This window comes from Mycobacterium sp. SMC-11, assembly GCF_046250095.1.
GTDB classification, from domain to species: domain Bacteria; phylum Actinomycetota; class Actinomycetes; order Mycobacteriales; family Mycobacteriaceae; genus Mycobacterium; species Mycobacterium heraklionense_A.
On the sequence record NZ_CP176430.1, the window covers coordinates 2,029,216 to 2,053,413 of the forward strand.

Below are 24,198 nucleotides of genomic sequence, written 5' to 3' on the forward strand. Positions count from 1 at the left end.
CTCGGGCCTACTCTGGTTTCCGTGGCCTTCGCAACCGAACACCCTATCGTCGCGCATTCGGAGTACCGGCCCGCCGCAGACGCCGTGGAAGGCATCGTCCGCGCCGGCGGCCGGTTCGACGTCGTCAGCGAGTTCCAGCCGGCCGGTGACCAGCCGGCCGCCATCGCCGACCTGGAACGCCGCATCACCTCGGGGGAGAAGGACGTGGTGCTGCTGGGCGCCACCGGCACCGGCAAATCGGCCACCGCGGCCTGGCTGATAGAACGGCTGCAGCGGCCCACCCTGCTGATGGCGCCCAATAAGACGCTGGCCGCGCAGCTGGCCAATGAGCTACGAGAGATGTTGCCGCACAACGCGGTCGAGTACTTCGTCTCGTACTACGACTACTACCAGCCGGAAGCCTATATCGCGCAGACCGACACCTACATCGAGAAGGACAGCTCGATCAACGACGACGTCGAGCGGCTGCGGCACTCGGCGACCTCCAGCCTGCTGTCCCGGCGCGATGTCGTGGTGGTCGCCTCGGTGTCCTGCATCTACGGCCTGGGCACCCCGCAGTCCTACCTGGACCGCTCGGTGGAGCTGCAGGTCGGCGCGGAGGTGCCGCGGGACGGCCTGCTGCGGCTGCTGGTGGATGTGCAGTACACCCGCAACGACATGGCGTTCACCCGCGGCTCCTTCCGGGTGCGTGGCGACACCGTCGAGATCATTCCCTCCTACGAAGAGCTGGCGGTCCGCATCGAATACTTCGGCGACGAGATCGAGGCGCTGTACTACCTGCATCCGCTCACCGGGGACGTGGTGCGCAAGGTCGACTCGCTGCGCATCTTCCCGGCCACCCACTACGTCGCCGGCCCGGAACGGATGTCGCAGGCCATCTCCACGATCGAGGAGGAGCTGGCCGCCCGGCTCGAAGAACTGGAGAACCACGGAAAACTGCTGGAGGCCCAGCGGCTGCGGATGCGCACCAATTACGACATCGAGATGATGCGCCAGGTCGGCTTCTGCTCGGGCATCGAGAACTACTCGCGGCACATCGACGGTCGCGGCGCCGGAACGGCCCCCGCCACCCTCATCGACTACTTCCCCGAGGACTTCCTGCTCATCATCGACGAGTCGCACGTCACCGTGCCGCAGATCGGCGCCATGTACGAGGGCGACATGTCGCGCAAGCGCAACCTGGTGGAGTTCGGGTTCCGGTTGCCGTCGGCATGCGACAACCGGCCGCTGACCTGGGAGGAGTTCGCCGACCGGATCGGCCAGACGGTCTACATGTCGGCCACCCCGGGGCCCTACGAGCTGGCTCAGGCCGGCGGCGAGTTCGTCGAGCAGGTGATCCGCCCGACCGGCCTGGTGGACCCCAAGGTCGTGGTGAAGCCGACCAAGGGCCAGATCGACGACCTGATCGCCGAGATCCGGCAGCGCACCGCTGCCGACGAGCGGGTGCTGGTCACCACGCTGACCAAGAAGATGGCCGAAGACCTCACCGATTACCTGCTGGAGATGGGAATCCGGGTGCGCTACCTGCACTCCGAGGTCGACACGCTGCGGCGGGTGGAGCTGCTGCGGCAGCTGCGGCTCGGCGACTACGACGTGCTGATCGGCATCAACCTGCTCCGCGAGGGTCTGGACCTGCCGGAGGTGTCGCTGGTGTCGATCCTCGACGCCGACAAGGAGGGCTTCCTGCGCTCCACCCGCAGCCTGATCCAGACCATCGGCCGCGCCGCCCGCAACGTCTCCGGCGAAGTGCACATGTACGCCGACAAGATCACCGACTCGATGCGGGAGGCCATCGACGAAACCGAACGCCGCCGGGCCAAGCAGATCGCCTACAACGAGGCCAACGGCATCGACCCCCAGCCGCTGCGCAAGAAGATCGCCGACATCCTCGACCAGGTGTATCGGGAGGTGGAGGACACTGAATCCATCGAGGTCGCCGGGTCGGGCCGCAATGCCTCGCGCGGGCGGCGCGCCCAGGGAGAACTGGGACGCGCGGGCCAATACGTTTCTGCCGGGGTCTTCGAAGGCCGCGACACCAGCAACATGCCACGGGCCGAATTGGCCGATCTGGTCAAGGACCTCACCGAGCAGATGATGAACGCGGCGCGTGATCTGCAGTTCGAGCTGGCGGCCCGGATCCGCGACGAGATCGCCGACCTCAAGAAGGAACTGCGGGGTATGGACGCGGCCGGAATCAAGTGACGCGCCAGGCAGGCGATCCATTTTCGCGTGTGATGGTGATCCGTGATTGACTGCAAGCGGTGGTGGAACTGACTGAAGCAGTGGTGCATGACTCCGCTGTGAGCGCTGGCAGCTGGCGTGAGCTGCTCGGTAGGCGCTATCTCGGCACCGCGGCCGTGCTGGCCGGCGGTGTGGCGCTGTACGCCACCAACGAGTTCCTGACGATCAGCCTGCTGCCCAACACCATCAAGGACATCGGCGGTGAGCGGTTCTACGCCTGGGTGACCACCCTGTACCTGGTCGGATCGGTGATCGCCGCGGCCGCGGCCAACGCGGTGCTGGTCCGAGTGGGTTCCCGCTCGGCCTACCTGATCGGCCTGCTGTCCTTCGGCCTGGGCACGGTGCTCTGTGCGCTGGCGCCCCAGATGGAAGTCTTGCTGGTCGGTCGCACCCTGCAGGGCATGGGCGGCGGCCTGTTGGCCGGGCTGGGGTGGGCGCTGATCAACGCCGTCCTGCCCAGCTGGCTGTGGACGCGGGCCTCGGGGCTGGTGTCCGCCATGTGGGGTGTCGGCACCCTGGTCGGGCCGGCGGCCGGCGGCCTATTCGCCCAGTTCGGCATCTGGCGATGGGCGTTCGGCCTCATGGCGATACTGACCGTGGCGATGGGCGTGGCGGTCAGTGTGGTGCTGCCGGCCGGGAGCACCGGGCACCGCGGCGAGTCGGTGAAGTTCCCGGTGCGGTCGCTGTTGCTACTGGGCGGCGCCGCGCTGGCGGTCAGCGTCGCGCAGCTGCCGCGCAGCCTGATCGGGGCGATGGGGCTGCTACTGGTCGGCGGGGCCCTGCTGGCCCTGTTTCTGGTGGTGGACCGGCGGTCGTCGTCGGCGGTGTTGCCGTCCAGCGCGTTCCAGCCCGGCCGGGAGAAGTGGATCTACCTGACGTTGGGCCTGCTGATGGCCACCACGAAGGCCAACCTGTACATCCCGCTACTCGGGCAACGGCTGGCCCACCTGCCGCCGGTGATGGCCGGCTTCCTGGGCGCGGCGCTGTCGACCGGGTGGACCTTCAGCGAGATCGCCAGCGCGTCGGTGAGCAAGGTGCGGGTGGTCATCGGCCTGGTGATCAGCGCGCCGCTGGTGATGTCGGCGGGTTTAGCGGTGGTCGCGTTCGCCCGGATGAGCCACTACAACCCGACCGCGGTCGGCGCGATCTGGGCGCTGGCACTGCTGGTCGTGGGCATCGGTGTCGGTGCCGGCTGGCCGCACCTGTCGGCGTGGGCGATGAGCTGCGTCGACGATCCTGCCGAGGGCGGTACCGCCGCCGCCGCCGTCAACACCGTCACGCTGATCGGCGGGGCGTTCGGCGCCGGCATCGCCGGCCTGGTGGTCAACACCGCGATGAGCGCCGGCCAGCCCGCGGCGCGCTGGCTGTTCGCGATCTTCGCCGTGCTCGCCGCAATGGGGTTCGTGGTCTCCTATCGGGCCAGCCGGGGTGCCGGTGCACTCGTCGGTGGCGCTGATTGAGGCGGTACGGCCCCGAAACGGTTTCGCAGAGCCAGCGACGCGTAGACCATGCCGACCAGGACGGGAACCTCGATGAGGGGCCCGACCACCCCGGCTAGGGCTTGCCCACTGGCCGCGCCCCAGGTGGCGATCGCCACCGCGATGGCGAGCTCGAAATTGTTGCCGGCGGCGGTGAACGCCAGGGTGGTGGTGCGCGCATAACCCAGGCCGAGCGCGGCCCCGACGAGGTAGCCGCCGCCCCACATGACCCCGAAATAGGCCAGCAGCGGAATCGCGATACGGACCACGTCGAGGGGGCGGTGGGTGATCTGATCGCCTTGGAGCGCGAAAAGGATGACGATCGTGAAGAGCAGTCCGTAAAGCGCCCAGGGTCCGATCCGTGGCAAGAACCGGCTCTCATACCAGCCGCGGCCCTTGGTGCGTTCGGCCCAACGGCGGGTCAAGTACCCGGCGGCCAGCGGTATCCCGAGGAAGATCGCGACTGACCTGGCGATCTGCCATGGCGAGACTTCGATGCTCGTCTGCGGCAGTCCCAGCCAGCCGGGCAGCAGGGAAAGGTAGAACCAGCCCAGCACCGCGAACATGACGACCTGGAAGACCGAATTGAGCGCGACGAGGACGGCCGCGGCTTCGCGGTCCCCGCAGGCCAGGTCGTTCCAGATGATGACCATGGCGATGCAGCGGGCCAGGCCGACCACGATGAGCCCGGTGCGGTATTCGGGCAGATCGGCGAGGAGCAGCCAGGCCAGGGCGAACATCACCGCCGGACCGACAACCCAGTTCAGTAGCAGCGAGCTGAGCAGGAGCCGCCCATCGGAGGTGACGGCGTCGAGCCGGTCGTAGCGGACCTTGGCCAGCACCGGATACATCATGATCAGCAGTCCGGCGGCGATCGGCAGCGAGATCCCGTCGACCTGCACCGCGCTGAGGCCGTCACCCAGACCTGGGATCATCCGCCCCAGGGCCAGGCCGGCGACCATGGCCAGTCCGATCCAGGCCGGTAGCAATCGGTCCAGGGTGGACAGTCTTGTAGAGGTTGCGTCGTCGCCCATCAGCAGCACGAGGCCGGGGTTGCGGCGGACTCGGCATCGGCGATCTTGGTGTAGACCTCCCAGCGTTCGCGGTCTGGGCCGCTGACCCAGACCTTGTCCTGGACGGCGTAGCAGCAGGTGGTGCCCATTTCCGTCTCCGTCAACAGGCCGGCTTCGCCCAGGCGGGCGATCTCGGAGTGGACGATCTCGGTCGAGGCCACCTCGACGCCGAGGTGGTTCAGCGTCCCGCCGTGACCAGGGTTTTCCAGCAGGACCAGCTTCAGCGGCGGGTCGGCGATCGCGAAATTGGCGTAGCCGGGCTTGACCTTGGCCGGCTCGGTATCGAACAGCCGGGAGTAGAACGCGATCGCGGCGTCGAGGTCATCGACGTTGAGTGCGAGTTGTACGCGGGACATGGCAACCACCTCCGGTTGTGAGACATATGTCGAACTAGTGATCCTGGGGTCAGCATTCCCACCTTTTCGATATATGTCAATGAACTGTGTCATGATGGATGCATGCCCAAAGCGCTGCCGGTGATCGACACCACCGCGCCGGTGTGTTGCGCCCCGGTTGCCGCGGGGCCCATGACTGACGCTGATGCGTTGCAGATCGCGTTGCGGCTCAAGGCGTTAGCGGACCCGGTTCGGGTCAAGATCGTGTCGTATCTGTTCAGCTCGGCCGCCGGAGAGGAGAAGTCCGGCGACCTGGCCGCGGCGCTCGGCTTGAGCGAATCCACCGTCAGTCACCACCTGACACAGCTGCGCAAGGCCGGTTTTGTGGTGTCAGACCGGCGGGGGATGAACATGTTCCACCGGGTGCGTCCGGATGCCTTGCAGGCATTGTGCGCGGCACTGGACCCCAACTGCTGCACCTAGGGTGTTCAGCGGGTGGACTTGATCACCTGGGCGAAGGTGAACTGCCAGCGTTCGATTACGTGGAAGCGCAACGCGTGCAGCATCTGGCCGTCGGGGGTACGCGCAAACCGGGTTCCAAATGGCAACATCACGGCCCGCTGATGGGCCGGCAGACTGCGGTCGTGATCGGTGATGGTCCAGATCGCCGGGCAACGGTCGAACTGATCTTTCAGTGCCGACACCCCCAGATGGCCATCCCACAGCCGCCCCAGGGTTTGGCGGTGCGGCCCCAGGCCAGGGTCGGTCAGCTTCGCGAACGCCTCGGGACGCGCGGCGGTCAGCGCCCGGATCGGGCCGGGTAGCCACCTGGTGGTGTTGTCGATCAGCAGGCAGTCCCCGGGCCGGGCGTGCGCGACGATCACGTCGGCGACCGCGCTGTAGTCCCAGCCCTTTTCCTTGGTGTAGCGATCGCGTTGATTGGCAACGTAATTGGGCAACGCCGCGATCGCCAACACGGCGACGATGCCAATCACGCCGCGGCGCGAAGTGGCGATGGTGGTGACCGCGATCGCCAGCGCGATTGCCATCGCAGGAGCCGTGCCGATCAAATACCGCGGGTAGTAAACAGGTTTCACCACCACCGAATAGGCCAGCGTGGCCACGGTCGGGATGAGCATCCAGGCCACGCACAGCGCCGCGAGCCGTCGGGTCTCGGCGCCCGGGGACCGGCGGGTGCCGTTTCGAACGGCGACGATGGCGCTCGCGAGCATCAGCCACGCCAGGATCGCGAACGGCACACTGTTGTCGAAGTACTGCTGCTGGACGATCTCGATGAAGGTCTGCGGGTTCAGCGCATGAATCCAGGCGACCTGCCGGATCTGGCCCTGGCTGAACCAGAGGAACGGGGCCAGCACGGCAAGTGCGATCCCGGCCGCCGCAGCCCATTTCCGTCGCGCCGAATCGTCGGCCCCCACCTGTCGCAGCGCCACTGCGTGTACCGCCACCATCAGCACGGTGAAGGTGTTCAGCAGCGTCGCCGCCACGACGGCCACGCCGTAGCCCACCCACAATCGCACGGTGTTGCGCCGAGTCGCGGTCACCCACAGCACCGTGAGCCAAACCGCGGCCATCGCCGAGAACGCATACGGGCGCGCCTCGACACCGGCCCACGTCATCCGCGGCAATATCGCGTAAAGCGCACCGGCGCACATCGATACCTGCCGGCCGGTGAACCCGCGGGACAGCACCACCACTCCCGCAGCCCCGACGCCGACGGCCAGACTGCTCGGCACCCGCGCCCAGAATTCGGTCGCGGGGAACACCGCGAACCAGCCGTGCATCACCAGGTAGTACAGCCCGTGTACCGCGTCGATGTGAGTGAGCAATCGCCACAGTTCCGGCAGGGAGCGGTGCGTCGCCGCCGAGATGGTGGCTGCTTCGTCGAACCACAGCGACGGCCGGCTGGCGCCGATGACGCTGATCACCGTTGCCGCGGCGGCGATTACGGCCGCATCCGGTGAGCGCGGTTGGCGCAGTGGCGGACCCGCCTCAGTCCGCGCCGGGGCCGGGCTCAGTACCTGGCTCAACGGCGTGCGCTGTCGGTAGCGGTGACGGTGATGACATTCCACGTTACCGTTGGACACGGCATGTCAGCTACGTCACGAGTCCTGCCAGAGGGGGCTTCCTGGCCGGTCAGACGGCTGGGCGCGCCGCGCCGCAAACGACATGTGACGCCAATCGCCCCCATCGGGGCCGTCGACGCGTTAATGTCGCCATGGCTCAATTTGCGAACAGGCGACAAATGCACCGGGAGGGTTACCAATGAGCGGCTACAAGACCGTGGTGGTCGGTACGGACGGCTCGGACTCGTCGCTGCGCGCCGTCGACCGCGCGGCTCATCTGGCGTCCGGTGAAGGCGCGAAGGTCGTCATCGCCACCGCCTACCTGCCGCACGCCGACGACCCCCGCGCCGCCGACGCTCTGAAGGACGAGGGCTACAAGGCTTCGGGCAACGCCCCGATCTACGCCATCCTCAAGGAGGCCAAGGAGCGGGCCATCGCAGCCGGCGCCTACGAGGTCGAGGAGAAGGCCATCGTCGGCGCCCCGGTCGACGCGCTGGTGGAGCTGGCGGAGTCGGTCAAGGCCGACCTGCTGGTGGTCGGCAACGTCGGCCTGAGTACCATCGCCGGGCGGCTGCTCGGTTCGGTGCCGGCCAACGTGTCACGGCGCTCCAAGATCGATGTGCTGATCGTTCACACCACCGGCTAGCCGCCGGGGCTAGTACGGCGGTCCAGCTTCGCCTCTCCTCCGTCGAGGCTCGCTGACCGCCGGGGAGATTCACCAACCCCGTTCGCGCCACTCCGCCAGTGCGAATACCTTGCGGCTGACGTCACCCAGTAGGCGTCGCCAGAAGCTCGACGGTATCGGAGGAGGCTTCGGGTGTGCCGCGGCGCGACGTATAGGGCAGGACAAAATCCGTAAGGAGGTCCGCTGGCACGTATACCCTGGCACAGCACGGTGTGGTGTTGTTTAGGGTGTTGTTTTAAGTAGGTTTAGTGGTAGCCTCGTGAGTGGATACAGCCCGTCCGGAGGTCCCAGCATGTCTGTTCTAACAGCCAGCGCCGCCGAGAAGCTCGATTTCGAGGCAACAACCCGCCCAGTCCGTGAAATCGCCAGCTACCTGCAGGAAGTGGTCGGACAACGAATCGCTGCAGCCCTCGCAGGACTTGCCGATGCAAAACAGATCGGCCGATACGCGCGGGTAGGCGGCCCGGAACCGCACGATGTAACCGAACGCAGGTTGCGCGAGGGCTACAAAGTTGTCCGAATGCTTGTTGATGCGTACGACGCCAAGACTGCTCGGGCCTGGTTGTTTGGCACGAACACGCGTCTCGACGATCGTGCGCCAGTCGAAGTTCTCGGCGACGCGTCCGACACGGCTGATTTCGCGATGGTCGTGCAAGCGGCTAGACAGGTCGCTAGCTTTCAGGCGTGACCAAAGTCGGCTCCGAACTGCTGTTGTGGCGAGTTGGCTACCACGCAAGTCCACTTGGATTCACGCCGCGCGAGCTATACAGCTTCAGTCATCGCTTCGACGATATTCACCACCGCTTCCGCACTCTCTATCTGGCCGACTTGCCCGAAACCTGCCTCCGCGAGGTGCTGGCAGACCTCCGGCCAAATCTCGGTGCCAAGCTCAGGCATATCGAGCGATACGGGCCCGAAGCGGCTGAAGACTTCGCCTCGGAGCCGGTAACTGCAAGCTGGCGTCGCCAGAACGTGCTAGTTCCAGCGCTACTAAGACTGGACGGCCCGATGGTTGACCTAACCGACGGGGCAGTGCGTCAACAGATAGAAGACAGGCATGCCCCGCTTCTGGTCGAACATGGCATGGAGCACCTTGATCTGCACGAAATCACGACGAGTCGACGCGTGGTTACCCAGACGATCGCTGGTGAGCTCTACGACGACGGTGTGGCTGCCGTGAGATTTTTGTCTCGGCTTGACGCTCAACCTTGTGTGGCCCTATTTGAGGGCTGCGGAGACGCGGACCTCGTGGGCGAAACCATTCCTCTGACGGACCCCGCTCCCGGTCCGCTTCTCACCGTCACGACTGAGTGGAATCTGGACCTGGAGGCTTCCTGCCCTGCCTAACCGGCGGGGGAATTCACCAATCCCGTTCGCGCCACTCCGCCAGGTGCGGTCGCTCGACCCCCAAAACGGTGTCATCGCCGTGCCTGGGTACGACGATGGTGTCGTCGCCGAAGCAGTCGAACACCTTGCGGCTCACGTCACCCAGCAGGCGCGCGAAATCTCCTGGCTGCCAAGTCTTTCCGAAGCCGCCCGGGAATACCGTCGGCTCCAAACCGTGAATACACCCGCGGGAGCGGGTCGCGCTACATGCTCCGTGCCTGCCCTAACGGGGTCCAAACAGGTGAAGCGCCGAGAGTTCTGCGGAAATGGTGCAGCCGCACCACCATCCCCCGAGCGCCCCGCGCGTGCAGCGTCGTTCATCCCCGCCGCCGCGGGAGGCGCCCCATACGGGGTGGGGGAGTACTCCCCGAGGCCGCCGTGGTGCACCTCGTAGGCATAGGCGCTCGTATCTCTCCGGCTTTTTCCACGCGCCCGAGCGGCGCCGCACTGCCAACACACTGGTCAGCCGTGGTTGCCGATGTTGATTCACCAGAAGCGGTTGCGCATCTGGTTGAAGGACTCCCGGTATTGCTCTGTGGCGGTCTTGGCTCGTTCGTAACCTCCGCCGAAAAGTCCGGCCTGGAGCGGCGCATAGCTGGAGTACTGCTTTGCGAGGTCGTCGACGAATTCTTCGAGTGGGTTCCCATGTCGCCGCGACCGCCAAGTTGACTGTCCGAGCCAATGAGTTTCCCGTAACCACTGACGCTGCTGGTCTGCTCCGTGCCTCAGGTTCAACAGGTCTTGATCGACTAACCCGAGAATGACTTCGGTTGAGTCGAAGGCGGCATCGTAGTCTTCGTCATCAGGAAACTGTTCGTCGAAGATCGGCCGCAATATCCGATGCAGCCACGCCGAGGAGGAAGTGTGGTAATTCATCCCTTCTTTTCTGTCGATCGCAGCCTGCGTCGCTTCGAGGTCCTGCCCCATCACTAGCGCGTTGACGAGTAGTTGGGTGATCGAATCGTTGTCGAAGGGCGTGTATGGGTTGACAGTCTCAACCATCGAAAGTTTGGGCTGGGCATCGTAACTCCGGTCGGTTACCGTGTTGTCGATCAGCAGCGTTTTGAAGTTGTCCCATTTGCCTTGACCCGAGGACGCCATTGCGGCGACGAACACCGCGACAAGCGAAGGCACGTGCCGTAGGTGGAGTAAGAAGGTGTGTCCTCCAGCGATCTTGCAAGCCTCAGTGGCAAATGCTTTCAAACCCTTGACCCACGGGGTTAGTGTCTCGGCGGTGCCGTATCGGGCAGCAACTTGCAGCGACCAGCAGAAGGGCTCGGTAAGACGCCAATAGTCATTCGCCGCCTGCGCTCCGTCCAATGCGAGCTGATTATTCGTTCCTCCCTTCCAGTCCGTCGGAAAGCGCTCGGCATCGCGCATCGCGGTCCTTACCCGTGCCACCTCTGCGCTGACGATATCGTCCAGATCGATTTCTCGATCGCGGTCACGGATGAGTTCTTTTGTGAGTTGCCTAAACGACCGAGGTTTGTCGGATTCGGAGGTTTCCTCAAGGGCCGTTCGTCGCGTGGAAGAGTCGATGCCGGTCAAACCAAGTGCGCGTTTCACGGCCTCCATCAGCTTGATTGCGTTGTCAGCGTAGTCGGTTCCGAACAGGTCAGCGTAGTCCAGGTCGCTAAGAGTGTCCGTCGTCGAAAGATTCCAGGTAGGGATATCGCCGCTGTCGAAGCGCACGGGGATGAGCCAAGTTCGGTCGGGTGGCCTCAATCGATATTGCTCGACAGCTAAGTGCAATTCCTCGTTCATGTAGGACTTTTCTTTGGCCCTTGATTGCTCAGAGAAGCAAGCGAGAAATGCAATTGATCCAGAGGCAATAGCATCGCGGATCTTGTCTTTCCACTTGTCGCCGGGGGCGAGATCTTTCCTGTCCCGCCAGTACGGGATCCCGGCGTTCTCCAGATGCCGGCATAACCTGTCGACCTCGTCCTTGTCCTCACGGACGTAAGAGATGAAAGCGTGCTTGCCGTCGGCTGAAGCAGCGTTCAAGTCATCCCCTTGCTCTTTCAGTTCGTTGGTGTTATCTAGGCGCAAAATCACCTGCGTCCGTTCGGTGCGTCCAACGGACCCTCAGATCCTAATATTGACGGGGCCGTGAGACGGGGAGCGACGTGTCCGCGCGCTCCAAATGTCGCGCCCCTGATGGCAGTCCTGGCAGTCTCGCGCGTTGGCGGGCCTTCTCGTGTCGCGCGGTCGGTATCGCCGCGGCAGGTCGATCCGGTCGGCGGCGTCGATCGGGGTGAGCGCGGCGAGCCCGTCGAACTCGTCCGTTTCGACGGAGATTGTGCGCCATGTAGTGCCGTTATCGTGCTGCTCACCCTCGGCGCGAACTTCAACCGTGTGGCTAGCCACGGTGAGAACCGTCGAGGTGTGGATCGTGAAGCGGCGAAACTGACTGTCGCTGTCGCTGTCGGTCGTCCACGGGCCGAGCTGGTCGGCGTCGGCAGGCTAGGTGATGCGTGCGAGTGCGGCCGGGGAGTCGGAACTGGCTGTCGTCACGTGCGCCAAATTATGCCCTGATTGACGCCAGCTCAACGTGTAATGTCGCTGAAACTGTTTGCAGAGCAACAGCGTTCGCTTCTTGCATTGTTGGCGTATCAACATGTCGAGCGGTTGGCGTGCAGATGCTTTCGACGCATCCCGTGCAACCCGTGACTCGCGGCGGCTACGCGACTACAAGTTGAAGCCCCCAGCGTCGTTCGGGCGTGTCGCTGCGCGCCGTCGCATCCCGCATTCACGGCAAACCCACCAACCGCGTTCGCGCCACTCGGCGAGATGCGGCCGTTCGACGCCGATCGTGGTGTCGTCTCCGTGGCCGGGGCAGGCGACCGTGTTATCGCTATAGCGGCCGAATACCTTGCTTTCGAGGCCGCCCATCAGCGAATCGAACTAATCTGGGCTTCCTTCCAGGACCGCCGGGAAACAGGCCGTCCCCGAGGCAACTTGGTCCAAGGATGAAACTCACGAAGTCCGGGTCGCCAGTGCCGGACCATGTCAACGTCCACGCCGAGGGGCGCCTACTCGGGAACTTGGGCGCGCGGCGGAGTGTTGAACTGTCGCCTGGATCCCGGCATGCCCGGGGCACAGAAAAGAGAAAATAGATGAAGATCGAGATCACCCGTGCAGATGTGCGGGAGTTCGTCGAGGCCACTGCTACTGGCGTGAACATCGATGCAGTGGTGTCGGAGTTGGTTGCGCGCCTGCCTTTGGTGGGAGAGCACCCTATGACGACCGCCTTGAACCCGACGACGATCCAGGCGTGGATCGCAATTCGAGGTCGTGACGATCTCGGCGTGGACAAGTACGAGGAGATTCTCCGGAACTCCGCCTGCTAGCCGATCGACAGCTTGACCCCGTCACTGAAGTGGCGGGGTCAAGTCGTTTCCAAGCCGCGCCGTTCTATTCACCCACTGGGGCGCTGCGCGAAGCAGTCAATGTGGCTGCCGTGCTCCCGCCAGGGCTGCGGAATTCGCCTCACCAACCCCGTTCGCGCCACTCCGCCAGGTGGGGGCGCTCGGCCCCCAATACGGTGTCATCACCGTGCCCGGGGTAGACGACGGTGTCGTCGCCGAAGCGGTCGAACACCTTGCGGCTCACGTCACCCAGCAGGCGTTCGAAATCCCCGGGCTGCCAAGTCTTTCCGACACCGCCGGGGAACAGGCAGTCGCCGGTGAACAACTGCGTCACGCCGCCGGTGGCCGGGCCGTCCAGCGCCAGTGCCACCGATCCCTCGGTGTGGCCCTGCAGGTGGATCACGTCGAAGCTCAGATCGCCGACGGTCACGGTGTCGCCGTCGGCCAGGATGCGCTCCGGGGTGACCGGCAGCGGCTCGGCGTCCAGGGCGTGGGCGGCCGTCGGCGCCCCGGTGGCCTCGGCCAGCGCGGTCAGCGCCTGCCAGTGGTCGAAGTGCTGGTGGCTGGTGACGATCAGCGCCACGTCCGGGGCGTGCTCGCGCACCAGCGCCACCAGGTTCTCGGCGTCGTTGGCCGCGTCGATCAGCAGCGTCTTGCCGGTGTTGGTGCAGGTCACCAGGTAGGCGTTGTTGTCCATCGGGCCCACCGACGCCTTGATGATGGTGGCCCCGGGCAGGGTGCGCCGTGCCGCGGTTCCGGGCTCGACGTGTCCGGTGTAGTTGTCGTCCACCGCGATCTGGGAGGTCATGACCGTCACGGTACTGGCCCTGAGCTGGTTGTCGGTAGGGCCACCTAGCATGGACCCGTGGCTGACCGGCTGATCGTCAAGGGTGCGCGGGAACACAACCTGCGCAGTGTGGATCTGGACCTGCCGCGTGACGCGTTGATCGTGTTCACGGGGCTGTCCGGTTCGGGTAAATCCTCGCTGGCCTTCGACACCATCTTCGCCGAGGGCCAGCGCCGCTATGTCGAATCCCTGTCCGCCTACGCCCGCCAGTTCCTGGGCCAGATGGACAAGCCCGACGTGGACTTCATCGAGGGCCTGTCGCCGGCGGTGTCCATCGACCAGAAGTCCACCAACCGCAACCCGCGCTCGACGGTCGGCACCATCACCGAGGTCTATGACTACCTGCGGTTGCTCTATGCCCGCGCCGGGACCCCACACTGCCCGGTCTGTGGCGAGCGGATCGCCCGCCAGACCCCGCAGCAGATCGTCGACCAGGTACTGGCCATGGACGAGGGCCTGCGGTTCCAGGTGTTGGCGCCGGTGGTGCGCACCCGCAAGGGGGAGTTCGCCGACCTCTTCGAGAAGCTCAACACCCAGGGCTACAGCCGAGTGCGCGTCGACGGCGTGGTGCACTCCCTGACCGATCCGCCCAAGCTCAAGAAGCAGGAGAAGCACGACATCGAGGTGGTCGTCGACCGCCTCACCGTCAAGGAGTCGGCCAAGCAGCGGCTCACCGACTCGGTGGAGACCGCGCTGGGGCTGGCCGACGGCATCGTGGTGCTGGAGTTCGTCGACCGGGACGACGACCACCCACACCGCGAACAGCGGTTCTCCGAGAAGCTGGCCTGCCCCAACGGGCACGCGCTGTCGGTCGACGACCTGGAGCCGCGGTCGTTCTCGTTCAACTCGCCCTACGGGGCCTGCCCGGAGTGTGCGGGCCTGGGCATCCGCAAGGAGGTCGACGCCGACCTGGTGGTGCCCGACCCGGATCGCACCCTGGCCGAGGGCGCGGTAGTGCCCTGGTCGATGGGCCCCACCAGCGAGTACTTCACCCGGATGATGGCCAGCCTCGGGGAGGCGATGGGCTTCGACGTCGACACCCCGTGGCGCAAACTGCCGGCCAAGGCCCGCAAGGCGATCCTGGAGGGCTCCGACGAGCAGGTACACGTGCGCTACCGCAACCGCTACGGCCGGACGCGCTCGTACTACACCGATTTCGAAGGTGTGATGGCGTTCCTGCAGCGCAAGATGGAGCAGACCGAATCCGAGCAGATGAAGGAACGCTACGCCGGGTTCATGCGTGACGTGCCGTGCCCGGAGTGCGCCGGCACCCGGCTCAAGCCGGAGATCCTGGCGGTCACGCTGGCCGCGGGCGACTACGGCAGCAAATCCATTGCGCAGGTCAGTGAGCTGTCGATCGCGGACTGCGCGGACTTCCTCAACGCCTTGACCCTGGGCCCGCGCGAGCAGGCCATCGCGGGGCAGGTGCTCAAGGAGATCCAGTCCCGGCTGAGCTTCCTGCTCGACGTCGGACTGGAGTATCTGACGCTGTCGCGGGCCGCCGGAACCCTGTCCGGTGGTGAGGCGCAACGCATTCGGCTTGCCACCCAGATCGGCTCGGGCCTGGTCGGCGTGCTCTACGTGCTCGATGAGCCGTCGATCGGGCTGCATCAGCGCGACAACCGGCGGCTGATCGAAACCCTGGTGCGGCTGCGCGATCTGGGCAACACGCTGATCGTCGTCGAGCACGACCTGGACACCATCGCGCACGCCGACTGGATCGTCGACATCGGCCCGGCGGCGGGGGAGCACGGCGGCAAGATCGTGCACAGCGGTCCCTACAGCGACCTGTTGAGCAACACCGACTCGATCACCGGCGCCTACCTGTCCGGCGCGAAAAGCATTGCGGTTCCGGAGAACCGCCGGCCGGTGGACGCCAAGCGTCAACTCGGGGTGGTCGGCGCGCGCGAACACAACCTGTCCGGTGTCGACGTGACGTTTCCGCTCGGCGTGCTCACCGCGGTCACCGGGGTGTCCGGCTCGGGCAAGTCGACCCTGGTCAACGACATTCTGGCGACGGTGCTGGCCAACAAGCTCAACGGCGCCCGGCTGGTGCCCGGCCGGCACACCCGGATCACCGGACTCGATCACCTGGACAAGCTGGTGCGGGTGGACCAGTCGCCGATCGGGCGCACGCCGCGGTCCAACCCGGCCACCTACACCGGGGTGTTCGACAAGATCCGCACCCTGTTCGCGGCCACCACCGAAGCCAAGGTGCGCGGCTATCAGCCCGGCCGGTTCTCGTTCAACGTCAAGGGCGGCCGCTGCGAGGCGTGCACCGGCGACGGCACCATCAAGATCGAGATGAACTTCCTGCCGGACGTCTATGTGCCCTGCGAGGTCTGCCACGGTGCCCGTTACAACCGGGAGACCCTGGAGGTGCACTACAAGGGCAAGACCATCGCCGAGGTGCTGGACATGTCTATCGAGGAGGCGGCGGAGTTCTTCGAGCCGATCACCGGCATCCACCGCTACCTGCGCACCCTGGTAGACGTCGGACTGGGATATGTGCGGCTGGGCCAGCCGGCGCCGACGCTGTCCGGGGGAGAGGCGCAGCGCGTGAAGCTGGCCTCCGAACTGCAGAAGCGTTCCACCGGCCGGACGGTCTACATCCTCGACGAGCCCACCACCGGCCTGCATTTCGAGGACATCGCCAAACTGTTGGTCGTCATCAACGGCCTGGTCGACAAGGGCAACACGGTGATCGTCATCGAGCACAACCTGGACGTGATCAAGACCGCGGACTGGATCGTCGACATGGGCCCCGAAGGCGGCGCCGGCGGCGGCACGGTGGTGGCCACCGGCACACCCGAGGATGTGGTGGCCGTGCCGGAGAGCTACACCGGCAAGTTCCTCGCCGAAATCCTGGGCCCGCCAGCCAAACCCGCCAAAGCCGTCAAACGGCGGCGTAAGGCCAGCGCCTAGGGTCCCGTGTTTGGCTAAGCCGGCTCAGCGCCGAGGCTGACTCGCAGGTGCCGTACGACTGCGTCGGCGACAGCCTCGATCGGCTCGGTTTTGCCCGCCGAGACCCAGTCGGTGAGCCAAATCTGCAACGCCGAGATGACCAGTGCCGCAGCGATTCGCGGCGGCAGGTGCGTGATTTGGCCTGCGCCCACCGCGACCTCGGCCGCACGGGTGATCATGTCCATGCCCGTTCGCCACGCGGCCCGCTGACCTCCGCGGCCCAAGTCAGCTGACGCCGATGCCCAGCTCAGGCCTTCATTGATGTGCAGCTGCAGAAAGTGGGGATGTGCTGCGAAGAACTCAACCTCGGCACGCGCCGCGACCAGGATCGCCTCGAGCGGGGAGTCGATTTCGTCTGTGCGTACGCGCACGGCGGCGACGAACTCCTGCATGCGCGCGGCGTTGAGGGCATCCCAGATTTCGTCTTTGCCGCCGAAATACTTGTAGACCGTCGCAAGTGACACCCCGGCGGTCTTGGCGATGTCGCTCACCCGTGCGTCGGCGAAGCCGGTGCGACTGAACTCGTACTCGGCTGCCGCCACGATCTGCTGTTGGTACATGGCCCTGCGTGCGTCGGCCATGTCGGCGACAGGGGGCGTGGATCGGTTCGCTCCCATGGCCGCCACCTGCTCTCGATTGACCGTTGGCCCAGTGTCCACGAGGTGCTACGGTGCCACAGTAATCACGATTCTGTGTAACAGAATCGAGATTACTACAGGTGGTTGGGCGAGACGGGAGAGGTGCGCCGATGGCGACCGCAGAGCTGAGCCGGGAAAGCTCACCGCAGATTTCGGCGACACTTCCGCGGTCGCGCGGACTGCGCATCGTATGGATCGTGGCGTTCGGCTCACTGGCCTTGGCGTTTCCGACATACAGCTACTTGGCATTTCACAGCAGCGTCGACCGACCCGTCATCGCCGATGCCATGGTCGTGCAGGCGACCGTTGCCTACTTCCTGGGCATTTTTGCGGCGTTCCTGCCGATACCGTCGCTTCGGACCTGGACCCGATTTCAACGCCTCCAGGCGGTGGCTCTGCCGTTCGTGGTCTGCTCCTACATCACGCATCTGACCTGGGAACTCGGCTGGCTGATCCTGCACAAGGCCATCGCCGGGGCCCGCGATGCGGCGTGGGCGTATCCCTGGTGGAACTACATCGACGGCGGCGACCTGCGCTATCTGGACGCCGAACCCAACTTCTTGATGATCGAAGTGCTGTCGGTGATCAACGCCTGCGTCGGCGTCACCGGACTCGTCCTGCTGTTCCGATCCAAGTTCACCGACTACCGGGGAACCTTGCTGGTGATGTCGACAGCCGTCACGCACACAGTCCTGACCTGGTATTACTACGGCACCGAGATCATCGCCGGCTTTCCGTCGATCAATACCGACAGCTTCATGGATCTGGGCGTCAAGTTCATTCTGCTGAACGGCCCGTGGTTGATCGCGCCGTGGCTGGTACTGGCCTGGGGGTACGTGATGCTCAAGAGGCAGTTCACCGGTTCGGGAAACTACGCCGTCAGCGCTGTGCCGCCTTCACCAGCGGCGACGGGAACCGCGGCGGCACCCGCACTCCGTCCAGCCACTCGGTGAGCTCCCGTGCCCGCTTTTCCAGTACGGCGCGGGCTTTTCGGCCCGGGTCTTCCAGGAGCTGCAACTGCACCGCGGCGGCGGCGTTCTGACACCAGCCGCCCACGATCCGGCCGTTCCACCACACCGTGGGCCCGGCGTTGCCGGTGTTGTCGAAGAGTTGGCCGCGGTGCTCGCCGAGGTACCAGTCGCGGTGATACCAGCCCATCGTGGTGACGTCGAGTCCCGGCAGCAGCGCACCCCACGGCTCGACGTCGGGTTCGGGCTCCAGGTCGTCGGGCAGCGCATGCCCGGGTGTGCCGTGCAGGTCGACGTCGACGGCGCCGATGTCGCTCAACGCCTTTCGGATCGCGGTCTTGGTGGTGCCGAACCACCACTTGATGTCCTCGGCAGTAGCCGGGCCAAACGCCCGCAGCCAGGCGCGGACCAGGTCCGCCTGCGCCGCCTCGGCGGTGATCTTGACGCCCGGCTCGCCGAGCCAGTCCGCAGCGGTCGTCCACTGCGGCCGCGACGAGGTCCAGCCGCCGTCGTTGGGACCCCGCACGATGTGGCCCTGGGCGCCCAGCACGGTCAGCGCGCGGGGTGCCAGATGGGTCTGGCCGCCGTAGGACTTGCCGGGCGCGGGATCGTAGGTGCCGGCCAGCTCGGGCAGGGCCGCGCGCAATGCGGCGCTGCTAGCCGGGCCGTTCTCGTCGAGGTGGCGTAGGACCGCGGCGGCAGCCTGGGTCAGCCACTTTTCGCCGTCATCGGCCACGCCGGCTTTGGCCACCTCGGCGATCAGCTTGCGCCGTTCGGTGTCGGCCACCCGGTCGCTGGCCGCGGCCTGCACGGCGGGCAGATCGGCGGGATCGACCATCCACAGGGTGCGGCGCATCGCCAAATGCTTGACCAGCGACCGCTTTTCATACAGTGCGCTGTCGAGGTCGGCGACGCCGAACGGTGACGAACGTGCCCACAGTGACAGGTACGGGGTGGCGGGATCGGTGGCGTGCAAGCCGATCAGCGTCGCCGCGATCCGGGTGATCGGCTCGTTGGCGGTGTCGGGGGACAAGAAGTGTCTGCGCGCCAAACGGTTTCGCCGCTCAACGATGGTGAAGCTGCGCACGTCTCAGTGCTCACCCTCGCGCATTGACTTGCGGATCTGCTCCAGTCGGTCGGCGGCCGCGTGCTGCCTGTCCTGGAATTGCTTGTCGACGCTGCGGCCCTCGGGGGTCTCGGCGTCCAATTCCTGACTGCCGATCGAGGTCTGATAGCGGCTCGCGATCTTGTCGCGCACCGATTCGAAGGTCGGAACGCCGGCGTCGTCGAATCCGGGATCGGTTTGCGGGTCGGTCGGTTCGTCGCCCATGCCCGACACGTTACCGCCGGCGGTCGAAGTAGCGGACCATCAACGCTCAGTACTGGTCGAGTGGGAATCTGACGACGTGACACGCCGATGCTGCGTCGTCAGATTCCCACTCGCGGCTGGCGAGAGCACACCCGCGACCGCCGCGTCACACGCTCGGGAACCCCACCGGCGCCACCCCGGGGGTGCTGAGCCGGGCGGCCAGCCACGGCAGCGCGTGGGTGAACACCCTTCCGGCGAACGGCCAGTCGTGTTGGCCCGGCTCGCTGATCACGGCGCAGTCGATGCCGTTGGCCCGGCCCAGTGTGCACAGTGACTTCGCGGCGGCGAGCTGACCGCCGGTATCGGCCTTGACTGCGCTGCTGTCCACTGCGAACCACCCCGAAACCCCGGAATACCGGCCGTGCTTGGCGATCACCGTCGACGGGTCGAACGCGGCCCAGGAGTCGACGCTGCCGCCGAACAGCCGGCTGATGGTCTGGGAGCGGGTTCCCGCGTTGGGGCTCAGATCGCCGGCGATGTCGACAAAGGCGCTGAACTTGTCGGGGTGCATCGCGGTCAGGTCGACCGCGCAGGTGCCGCCCATGGACCAGCCGACCACACCCCACTGCGACGGTTTGGCGCTGACCCCGAAGTGCGAGATCACGTACGGCACCACGTCCTCGGTCAGATGGTCGGCGGCGTTGCCACGCGGACCGTTGACGCATTCGGTGTCGTTGTTGAAGGAGCCTCCCGAGTCGACGAACACCAGCACCGGTGCATTGCCGTGGTGGGCGGCCGCGAAGTCATCGACGGCTTTGATCGCGCCCCCGGAACGCAGCCAGTCGGCGGGCGTGTTGAACTCGCCGCCGATCATCATCACGGCCGGCAGGGCCGGCGGCGGTTTTTGGGCGAACCACGCCGGCGGCAGATACACCAGTTCGCCGCGATGCTTGAAATGCGAAGCGTCGGCGGGAATCGTCACCTGCAGCACGTGGCCGCGCGAGGGCAGGGTGCCCGAGCCGGCGATCGCATCCACCGCGGCCAAATCGCTCTGGTCGGGCAGCGGCCCCGACGTCAGGTTGCCCCAGGCGCTCTGCACGGTCGGGAAGTAACCGACCCAGGCATTGAGCGTCAAACCCGCACTGATCAGACACAGCGGCACCGCCAGAATGGCGATGCCGCGGCGCCACCAGGCCGCACCGCGCCAGCCCAAGACCAGCAGCGCCGCGGCGGCACCGGTCAACGCGATCCACAGCCACAGAGTTATCGGCGGCGGCTGCCCGGACAGGCCGTCGTCGGTGACGAACCAGTACGCGCACCCCGCCGCGGCGAGCCCCAGGGCGGCGATCAGCGGCAGCCGCCATAGCCAGCGGCGCGACCGCCAGCCCACGGCCAGGACCAGCGACAACACCGCCGCTGCCTGCACCGTGACCGGGATCCAGCCATGCATCAGCGAGGTGTGTTCGCCACTCGCCAGAATCACCCCTCCATGATGGACCGGAATGCGGCTCAACGCGGCTTGGCCAGCGGGAACGGCAGGGTGTCCCGGATGCTGTGGCCGGTGATGAGCATGACGACGCGGTCCACGCCCATGCCCAGCCCGCCGGTCGGCGGCATCGCGTACTCCATGGCCTGCAAGAAGTCCTCGTCGAGTTCCATGGCCTCGGGGTCCCCGCCGGCGGCCAGCAGCGACTGCTGGTGCAGCCGTCGGCGCTGCTCCACCGGATCGGTGAGTTCGCTGTAGGCGGTGCCCAGCTCGACGCCCCACGCCACCAGGTCCCACCGCTCGGCCACTCCCGGCTTGCTGCGGTGCGGCCGGGTCAACGGCGAGACCGAGGTGGGGAAGTCGGTGTAGAACGTGGGCTGCTCGGTACGGGCCTCGACCAGGTGCTCGTAGAGCTCGAGCACTATCGCCCCGGCATCCCACTGCCGCAGGTAGTGGACGCCGGCGCGGTCGCACAACCGGCGCAGCGTGGCCACATCGGTGCCGGCGTCGATCTGCTCGCCGAGCGCATCGGACACCGCGTCGTGCACGGTGCGCACCGGCCACTGCCCGGAGATGTCGACCGCTTCGAGCTTGTCGCCGGCGCCCGGTCGCATCACCACCGGGGCACCGTTGGCCGCCACCGCAGCGTTCTGGATCAGCTCGCGGGCCCCGTCGATCCAGGCCAGGTAGTCGCCGTGGGCCTGGTAGGCCTCCAGCAGGGTGAACTCCGGGTTGTGGCTGTAGTCGACGCCCTCGTTGCGAAACGCCCGGCCCAGCTCGAACACCCGCTCCACCCCGCCGACGCACAGCCGCTTGAGGTAGAGCTCCGGGGCGATGCGCAGATACAGGTCCAGGTCGTAGGCGTTGATGTGGGTGACGAACGGGCGCGCGTTGGCCCCGCCGTGCAGCTGCTGCAGGATCGGTGTCTCGACCTCCAAAAACCCCTTGGCGAACAAGGTGCCCCGGATGGAGCGCAGCACATTGCTGCGGGCTGTGATCAGCGCGCGCGCTTGCGAGTTGATCGCCAGGTCCACGTAGCGGGTCCGCACCCGGGCCTCGGGGTCGGTCAGGCCCTTCCATTTGTCGGGCAGTGGGCGCAGGCATTTGCCGACCAACCGCCAGTGCGTCACCAGCAGCGACGGTGTCCCGTTGCGGCTCTGGCCCATCCGGCCGGTCGCCTCGACCAGGTCGCCGAGATCGACACCCGCGCTGAAGTCCGCGGCGCGCGCATCGCCGTCGGCGTGCGCGAGCACCGAGTTGTCGAGCAGCAACTGCACCTCACCGGACCAGTCACGCAGCTGGGCGAAGAGCACCCCGCCGTAGTCGCGCATCCGCAACACCCGCCCGGCCACCGACACGGCCTCTTCGGTGCCACTGGCCAGGGCTTGGCTCACACTGTGGCTGGGCGCGGCGCCCACCGGGTAGGCGTCGACGCCGCTGTCCTGCAACGACTTCAGCTTGGCCATCCGGACCCGGACCTGCTCGGGAAGCCGGGGGAGCGTCTCTGTGGACTCGGTGAAGTCGCCGGCGGCAGCGCCGTCGATGGTGTCGGGGGCGGTCCCGTCGCTGTGCAGCCGCCCGGAGGCGGCCATCGTCGCCGGCACGGCGGAATGGTGTCCGGTGTGCTGCTCGTTGCGCCGCGAGAAGGGCAGCACCAGAAAGCCTTCGGCGATCACCGAGGCGACCCCGACGCGGGGGATCAGCCGGGCGTCCTCGTAGCAGGCATAGCGCGGCACCCACTCCGGCCGATACTTCATGTTCGACCGGTACAGCGTCTCCAGCTGCCACCAGCGGGAGAAGAACATCAGCAGCCGCCGCCACAGTCGCAGCACCGGACCGGCGCCCAGCTGCGCGCCCTGTTCGAAGGCGGCCCGGAACATCGCGAAGTTCAACGAGATCCGGCTGACGCCGATGGTGGTGGCCTGCAGTGCCAGTTCGCTGACCATCAGTTCGATGGTGCCGTTGGGGGATTGCGGGGATCGGCGCATCAGATCCAGCGACACCCCGCTGTGCCCCCACGGCACCAGCGACAGCATCGCCACGACCTCCCCGGTACGCGGATCGCCGCGTACCGCCTCGACCAGCAGGCAGTCGGCGTCGGCCGGATCGCCCAGTCGGCCCAGCGCCATGGAGAACCCGCGCTCGGATTCGGTGTCGCGCCAGGCGTCGGCGTGTTCGATGACGCGGGCCATCTCGTCGGCGCCGATCTCGCCGTGCCGGCGCATCCGCACCGTCAGACCCGAGCGGCGGGCGCGGGTGACGGCCTGGCGCACCCCGCGCATGTCCGGGCCGGACAGTTTGAACTCCGAGGGCCGCAAGATCGCCTCGTCGCCCAATTCCAGGGCGCTCAGCCCGGCGTCGCGGTAGGCCTGCGCGCCGGCGAAGCTGGCCCCCATCACGCCGGGTGCCCAGCCGTAGTCCTTGCAGACCCGCAACCAGGTGTTGATGGCCTGCGGCCACGACCGCGGGTCGCCCACCGGATCGCCGCTGGCCAGGCAGACGCCCACCTCGACCCGGTAGGTGATGGCGGCGCGCCCGTTGGGGGCGAACACCACCGACTTGTCGCGACGGGTGGCGAAGTAGCCCAGCGAGTCGTTCTGGCCGTACTGCTCGAGCAGCCCGCGGATCGCCGACTCGTCCTGGCCGGTGAGGGCGTTGTCGGCGCGCTGCGACAGAAACAGCACGATGGCCGCGATGATCAGGGCCAGCGCCCCGAGCAGCCCACACAGGGCCTTGAGCCCGAAGTCCGGCTTGCCGGGGAAGAAGTCCGGTTCGAGCAGCCCGAAGCCGACCACCCGGTTCACCACGTAGGGCAGGCGCAACGGGCGTGTCACCGTGCCGGGGAACAGCTCGATGAGACCCCAGCACAGCAGAATCGCCACCGCCCACCCGGCGACCAGCGTCGCGGCGGACTTGAGCAACGCTCCGCGCCGTACCTTGGCCCAGAACTCGCCGTGGGCCAACACCAGCACCACGATCGTGACTACATGCAGCACCAGGCCCGCGACACCGCTGATGACTTGGAAACGGTCGGAGGTGTCCGACACCAGCCGGCTGACGTTCCAGCCGCCGGCGACCACCAGGTTGGCGATCAGCAACCACCAGGCGATGCGTTTGTGCGCGCTGAGCGCGGCCGCCAGCAGGGCCAGGACGAATGCCCAGGCCAGGCTGGTGTCCGGGAAATTGAACAGGTACTTGTCGATGAACTCCCGGGGCACCCGGATTGCCCACCGGATCACTGGTGACATGCTCGCCAGCAGCGACAATGCGGCGGCGATACCGACGGCCCAGGCGGCCGCGGAAGGCACCCAGTGCAACCGGGTGTTCGAGCTGCTG

At 66.4% G+C, this 24,198-nt stretch carries 18 protein-coding genes and 3 pseudogenes; 9 read left to right on the top strand and 12 right to left on the bottom strand.

Translation table 11 applies throughout. From position 1 onward, the window contains the following. Positions 1 to 21 precede the first annotated feature (21 nt). The gene (uvrB, locus tag ACKY0X_RS09470) at positions 22 to 2,202 is read left to right on the top strand and encodes an excinuclease ABC subunit UvrB (RefSeq protein WP_409429221.1); all 2,181 of its coding nucleotides are present in this window, start codon (positions 22 to 24) and stop codon (positions 2,200 to 2,202) included. Positions 2,203 to 2,270: 68 nt separating this feature from the next. After that, positions 2,271 to 3,701 (top strand): MFS transporter, encoded by a 1,431-nt coding sequence (locus ACKY0X_RS09475; RefSeq protein ID WP_409429568.1) that lies wholly within the window; start codon positions 2,271 to 2,273, stop codon positions 3,699 to 3,701. 17 nt (positions 3,702 to 3,718) lie between these two features. On the opposite strand, the pseudogene arsB reads toward ACKY0X_RS09475, so the two are convergent. Both arsB and ACKY0X_RS09485 read right to left on the bottom strand, forming a co-directional pair. Beyond that, positions 3,719 to 4,753 (bottom strand): annotated as a pseudogene (arsB, locus tag ACKY0X_RS09480) (ACR3 family arsenite efflux transporter); the annotation flags it as partial. Then, positions 4,753 to 5,148, bottom strand: coding sequence for an ArsI/CadI family heavy metal resistance metalloenzyme (locus tag ACKY0X_RS09485; protein WP_409429222.1), 396 nt, complete (start codon positions 5,146 to 5,148; stop codon positions 4,753 to 4,755). The gene ACKY0X_RS09485 and the pseudogene arsB, both read right to left, overlap by 1 nt. A 102-nt stretch (positions 5,149 to 5,250) precedes the next feature. On the opposite strand from ACKY0X_RS09485, the gene ACKY0X_RS09490 reads away from it, so the two are divergent. After that, entirely contained in the window at positions 5,251 to 5,610 is a 360-nt protein-coding gene (locus tag ACKY0X_RS09490) for an Rv2640c family ArsR-like transcriptional regulator (protein ID WP_409429223.1), read from the top strand. A gap of 5 nt (positions 5,611 to 5,615) precedes the next feature. Here ACKY0X_RS09490 and ACKY0X_RS09495 read toward each other — a convergent pair whose 3' ends face one another. Then, complete coding sequence (locus tag ACKY0X_RS09495; RefSeq protein ID WP_409429224.1) at positions 5,616 to 7,232, bottom strand: glycosyltransferase family 39 protein; 1,617 nt, start codon at positions 7,230 to 7,232, stop codon at positions 5,616 to 5,618. A gap of 178 nt (positions 7,233 to 7,410) precedes the next feature. Between ACKY0X_RS09495 and ACKY0X_RS09500 the strand changes: the two genes are divergently transcribed. The 3 genes from ACKY0X_RS09500 (at position 7,411) to ACKY0X_RS09510 (ending at position 9,243) form a co-directional block, all read left to right on the top strand. After that, on the top strand, positions 7,411 to 7,857 hold the full coding sequence (locus tag ACKY0X_RS09500; protein WP_046285560.1) for a universal stress protein: 447 nt from the start codon (positions 7,411 to 7,413) through the stop codon (positions 7,855 to 7,857). A gap of 331 nt (positions 7,858 to 8,188) precedes the next feature. Then, on the top strand, positions 8,189 to 8,584 hold the full coding sequence (locus ACKY0X_RS09505) for an XRE family transcriptional regulator (protein WP_409429225.1): 396 nt from the start codon (positions 8,189 to 8,191) through the stop codon (positions 8,582 to 8,584). After that, on the top strand, positions 8,581 to 9,243 hold the full coding sequence (locus ACKY0X_RS09510; protein WP_409429226.1) for an RES family NAD+ phosphorylase: 663 nt from the start codon (positions 8,581 to 8,583) through the stop codon (positions 9,241 to 9,243). Before ACKY0X_RS09505 ends, ACKY0X_RS09510 begins: the two co-directional genes overlap by 4 nt. Positions 9,244 to 9,256: 13 nt before the next feature. Here the strand turns inward: ACKY0X_RS09510 and ACKY0X_RS09515 are convergent. From ACKY0X_RS09515 to ACKY0X_RS09525, 3 genes and pseudogenes are all read right to left on the bottom strand, one after another. After that, positions 9,257 to 9,442: pseudogene (locus ACKY0X_RS09515) on the bottom strand (MBL fold metallo-hydrolase); the annotation flags it as partial. Positions 9,443 to 9,768: 326 nt separating this feature from the next. Beyond that, positions 9,769 to 11,337: a toll/interleukin-1 receptor domain-containing protein gene (locus ACKY0X_RS09520; RefSeq protein ID WP_409429227.1), complete on the bottom strand. Its 1,569-nt coding sequence runs from the start codon at positions 11,335 to 11,337 to the stop codon at positions 9,769 to 9,771. A 708-nt stretch (positions 11,338 to 12,045) separates the two neighbouring features. Further along, positions 12,046 to 12,232: pseudogene (locus ACKY0X_RS09525) on the bottom strand (MBL fold metallo-hydrolase); the annotation flags it as partial. A 166-nt stretch (positions 12,233 to 12,398) separates the two neighbouring features. On the opposite strand from ACKY0X_RS09525, the gene ACKY0X_RS09530 reads away from it, so the two are divergent. Further along, complete coding sequence (locus ACKY0X_RS09530) at positions 12,399 to 12,632, top strand: hypothetical protein (protein WP_409429228.1); 234 nt, start codon at positions 12,399 to 12,401, stop codon at positions 12,630 to 12,632. A gap of 139 nt (positions 12,633 to 12,771) precedes the next feature. Here the strand turns inward: ACKY0X_RS09530 and ACKY0X_RS09535 are convergent, their stop codons facing one another. Then, positions 12,772 to 13,458, bottom strand: coding sequence for an MBL fold metallo-hydrolase (locus tag ACKY0X_RS09535; RefSeq protein WP_409429229.1), 687 nt, complete (start codon positions 13,456 to 13,458; stop codon positions 12,772 to 12,774). 57 nt (positions 13,459 to 13,515) lie between these two features. On the opposite strand from ACKY0X_RS09535, the gene uvrA reads away from it, so the two are divergent. Further along, positions 13,516 to 16,422: an excinuclease ABC subunit UvrA gene (gene uvrA / locus ACKY0X_RS09540; protein WP_409429230.1), complete on the top strand. Its 2,907-nt coding sequence runs from the start codon at positions 13,516 to 13,518 to the stop codon at positions 16,420 to 16,422. 14 nt (positions 16,423 to 16,436) lie between these two features. Here uvrA and ACKY0X_RS09545 read toward each other — a convergent pair whose 3' ends face one another. Then, positions 16,437 to 17,078 carry a TetR/AcrR family transcriptional regulator gene (locus ACKY0X_RS09545; protein ID WP_409429231.1) on the bottom strand — a complete coding sequence of 214 codons (642 nt, stop codon included), beginning with the start codon at positions 17,076 to 17,078 and terminating at the stop codon, positions 16,437 to 16,439. Positions 17,079 to 17,209: 131 nt separating this feature from the next. Between ACKY0X_RS09545 and ACKY0X_RS09550 the strand changes: the two genes are divergently transcribed. After that, the gene (locus ACKY0X_RS09550) at positions 17,210 to 18,052 is read left to right on the top strand and encodes a hypothetical protein (RefSeq protein ID WP_409429232.1); all 843 of its coding nucleotides are present in this window, start codon (positions 17,210 to 17,212) and stop codon (positions 18,050 to 18,052) included. Here the strand turns inward: ACKY0X_RS09550 and ACKY0X_RS09555 are convergent. The 4 genes from ACKY0X_RS09555 to lysX all read right to left on the bottom strand — a co-directional run bounded on the left by ACKY0X_RS09555 (position 17,979) and on the right by lysX (position 24,170). Beyond that, positions 17,979 to 19,154 (bottom strand): winged helix DNA-binding domain-containing protein, encoded by a 1,176-nt coding sequence (locus ACKY0X_RS09555; RefSeq protein WP_409429233.1) that lies wholly within the window; start codon positions 19,152 to 19,154, stop codon positions 17,979 to 17,981. The two genes, ACKY0X_RS09550 and ACKY0X_RS09555, sit on opposite strands and share 74 nt — an antisense overlap. Positions 19,155 to 19,157: 3 nt before the next feature. Continuing rightward, a complete protein-coding gene (locus ACKY0X_RS09560; protein WP_409429234.1) occupies positions 19,158 to 19,397 on the bottom strand; it encodes a hypothetical protein in 240 nt (79 codons plus the stop codon). Between the two features lie 145 nt (positions 19,398 to 19,542). After that, a complete protein-coding gene (locus ACKY0X_RS09565; RefSeq protein ID WP_409429569.1) occupies positions 19,543 to 20,826 on the bottom strand; it encodes an alpha/beta hydrolase in 1,284 nt (427 codons plus the stop codon). Between the two features lie 59 nt (positions 20,827 to 20,885). After that, positions 20,886 to 24,170, bottom strand: coding sequence for a bifunctional lysylphosphatidylglycerol synthetase/lysine--tRNA ligase LysX (gene lysX / locus ACKY0X_RS09570; RefSeq protein WP_409429570.1), 3,285 nt, complete (start codon positions 24,168 to 24,170; stop codon positions 20,886 to 20,888). Between the last annotated feature and the right edge of the window lie 28 nt (positions 24,171 to 24,198).

Coding starts and splice junctions, on each gene's coding strand:
- ACKY0X_RS09500 (WP_046285560.1), top strand. CDS start 7,411: ATGAGCGGCTACAAGACCGTGGTGGTCGGTACGGACGGCTCGGACTCG.
- ACKY0X_RS09560 (WP_409429234.1), bottom strand. CDS start 19,397: ATGGGCGACGAACCGACCGACCCGCAAACCGATCCCGGATTCGACGAC.
- ACKY0X_RS09535 (WP_409429229.1), bottom strand. CDS start 13,458: ATGACCTCCCAGATCGCGGTGGACGACAACTACACCGGACACGTCGAG.
- ACKY0X_RS09505 (WP_409429225.1), top strand. CDS start 8,189: ATGTCTGTTCTAACAGCCAGCGCCGCCGAGAAGCTCGATTTCGAGGCA.
- ACKY0X_RS09530 (WP_409429228.1), top strand. CDS start 12,399: ATGAAGATCGAGATCACCCGTGCAGATGTGCGGGAGTTCGTCGAGGCC.
- ACKY0X_RS09545 (WP_409429231.1), bottom strand. CDS start 17,078: ATGGGAGCGAACCGATCCACGCCCCCTGTCGCCGACATGGCCGACGCA.
- ACKY0X_RS09550 (WP_409429232.1), top strand. CDS start 17,210: ATGGCGACCGCAGAGCTGAGCCGGGAAAGCTCACCGCAGATTTCGGCG.
- ACKY0X_RS09565 (WP_409429569.1), bottom strand. CDS start 20,826: ATGCATGGCTGGATCCCGGTCACGGTGCAGGCAGCGGCGGTGTTGTCG.
- ACKY0X_RS09485 (WP_409429222.1), bottom strand. CDS start 5,148: ATGTCCCGCGTACAACTCGCACTCAACGTCGATGACCTCGACGCCGCG.
- ACKY0X_RS09490 (WP_409429223.1), top strand. CDS start 5,251: ATGCCCAAAGCGCTGCCGGTGATCGACACCACCGCGCCGGTGTGTTGC.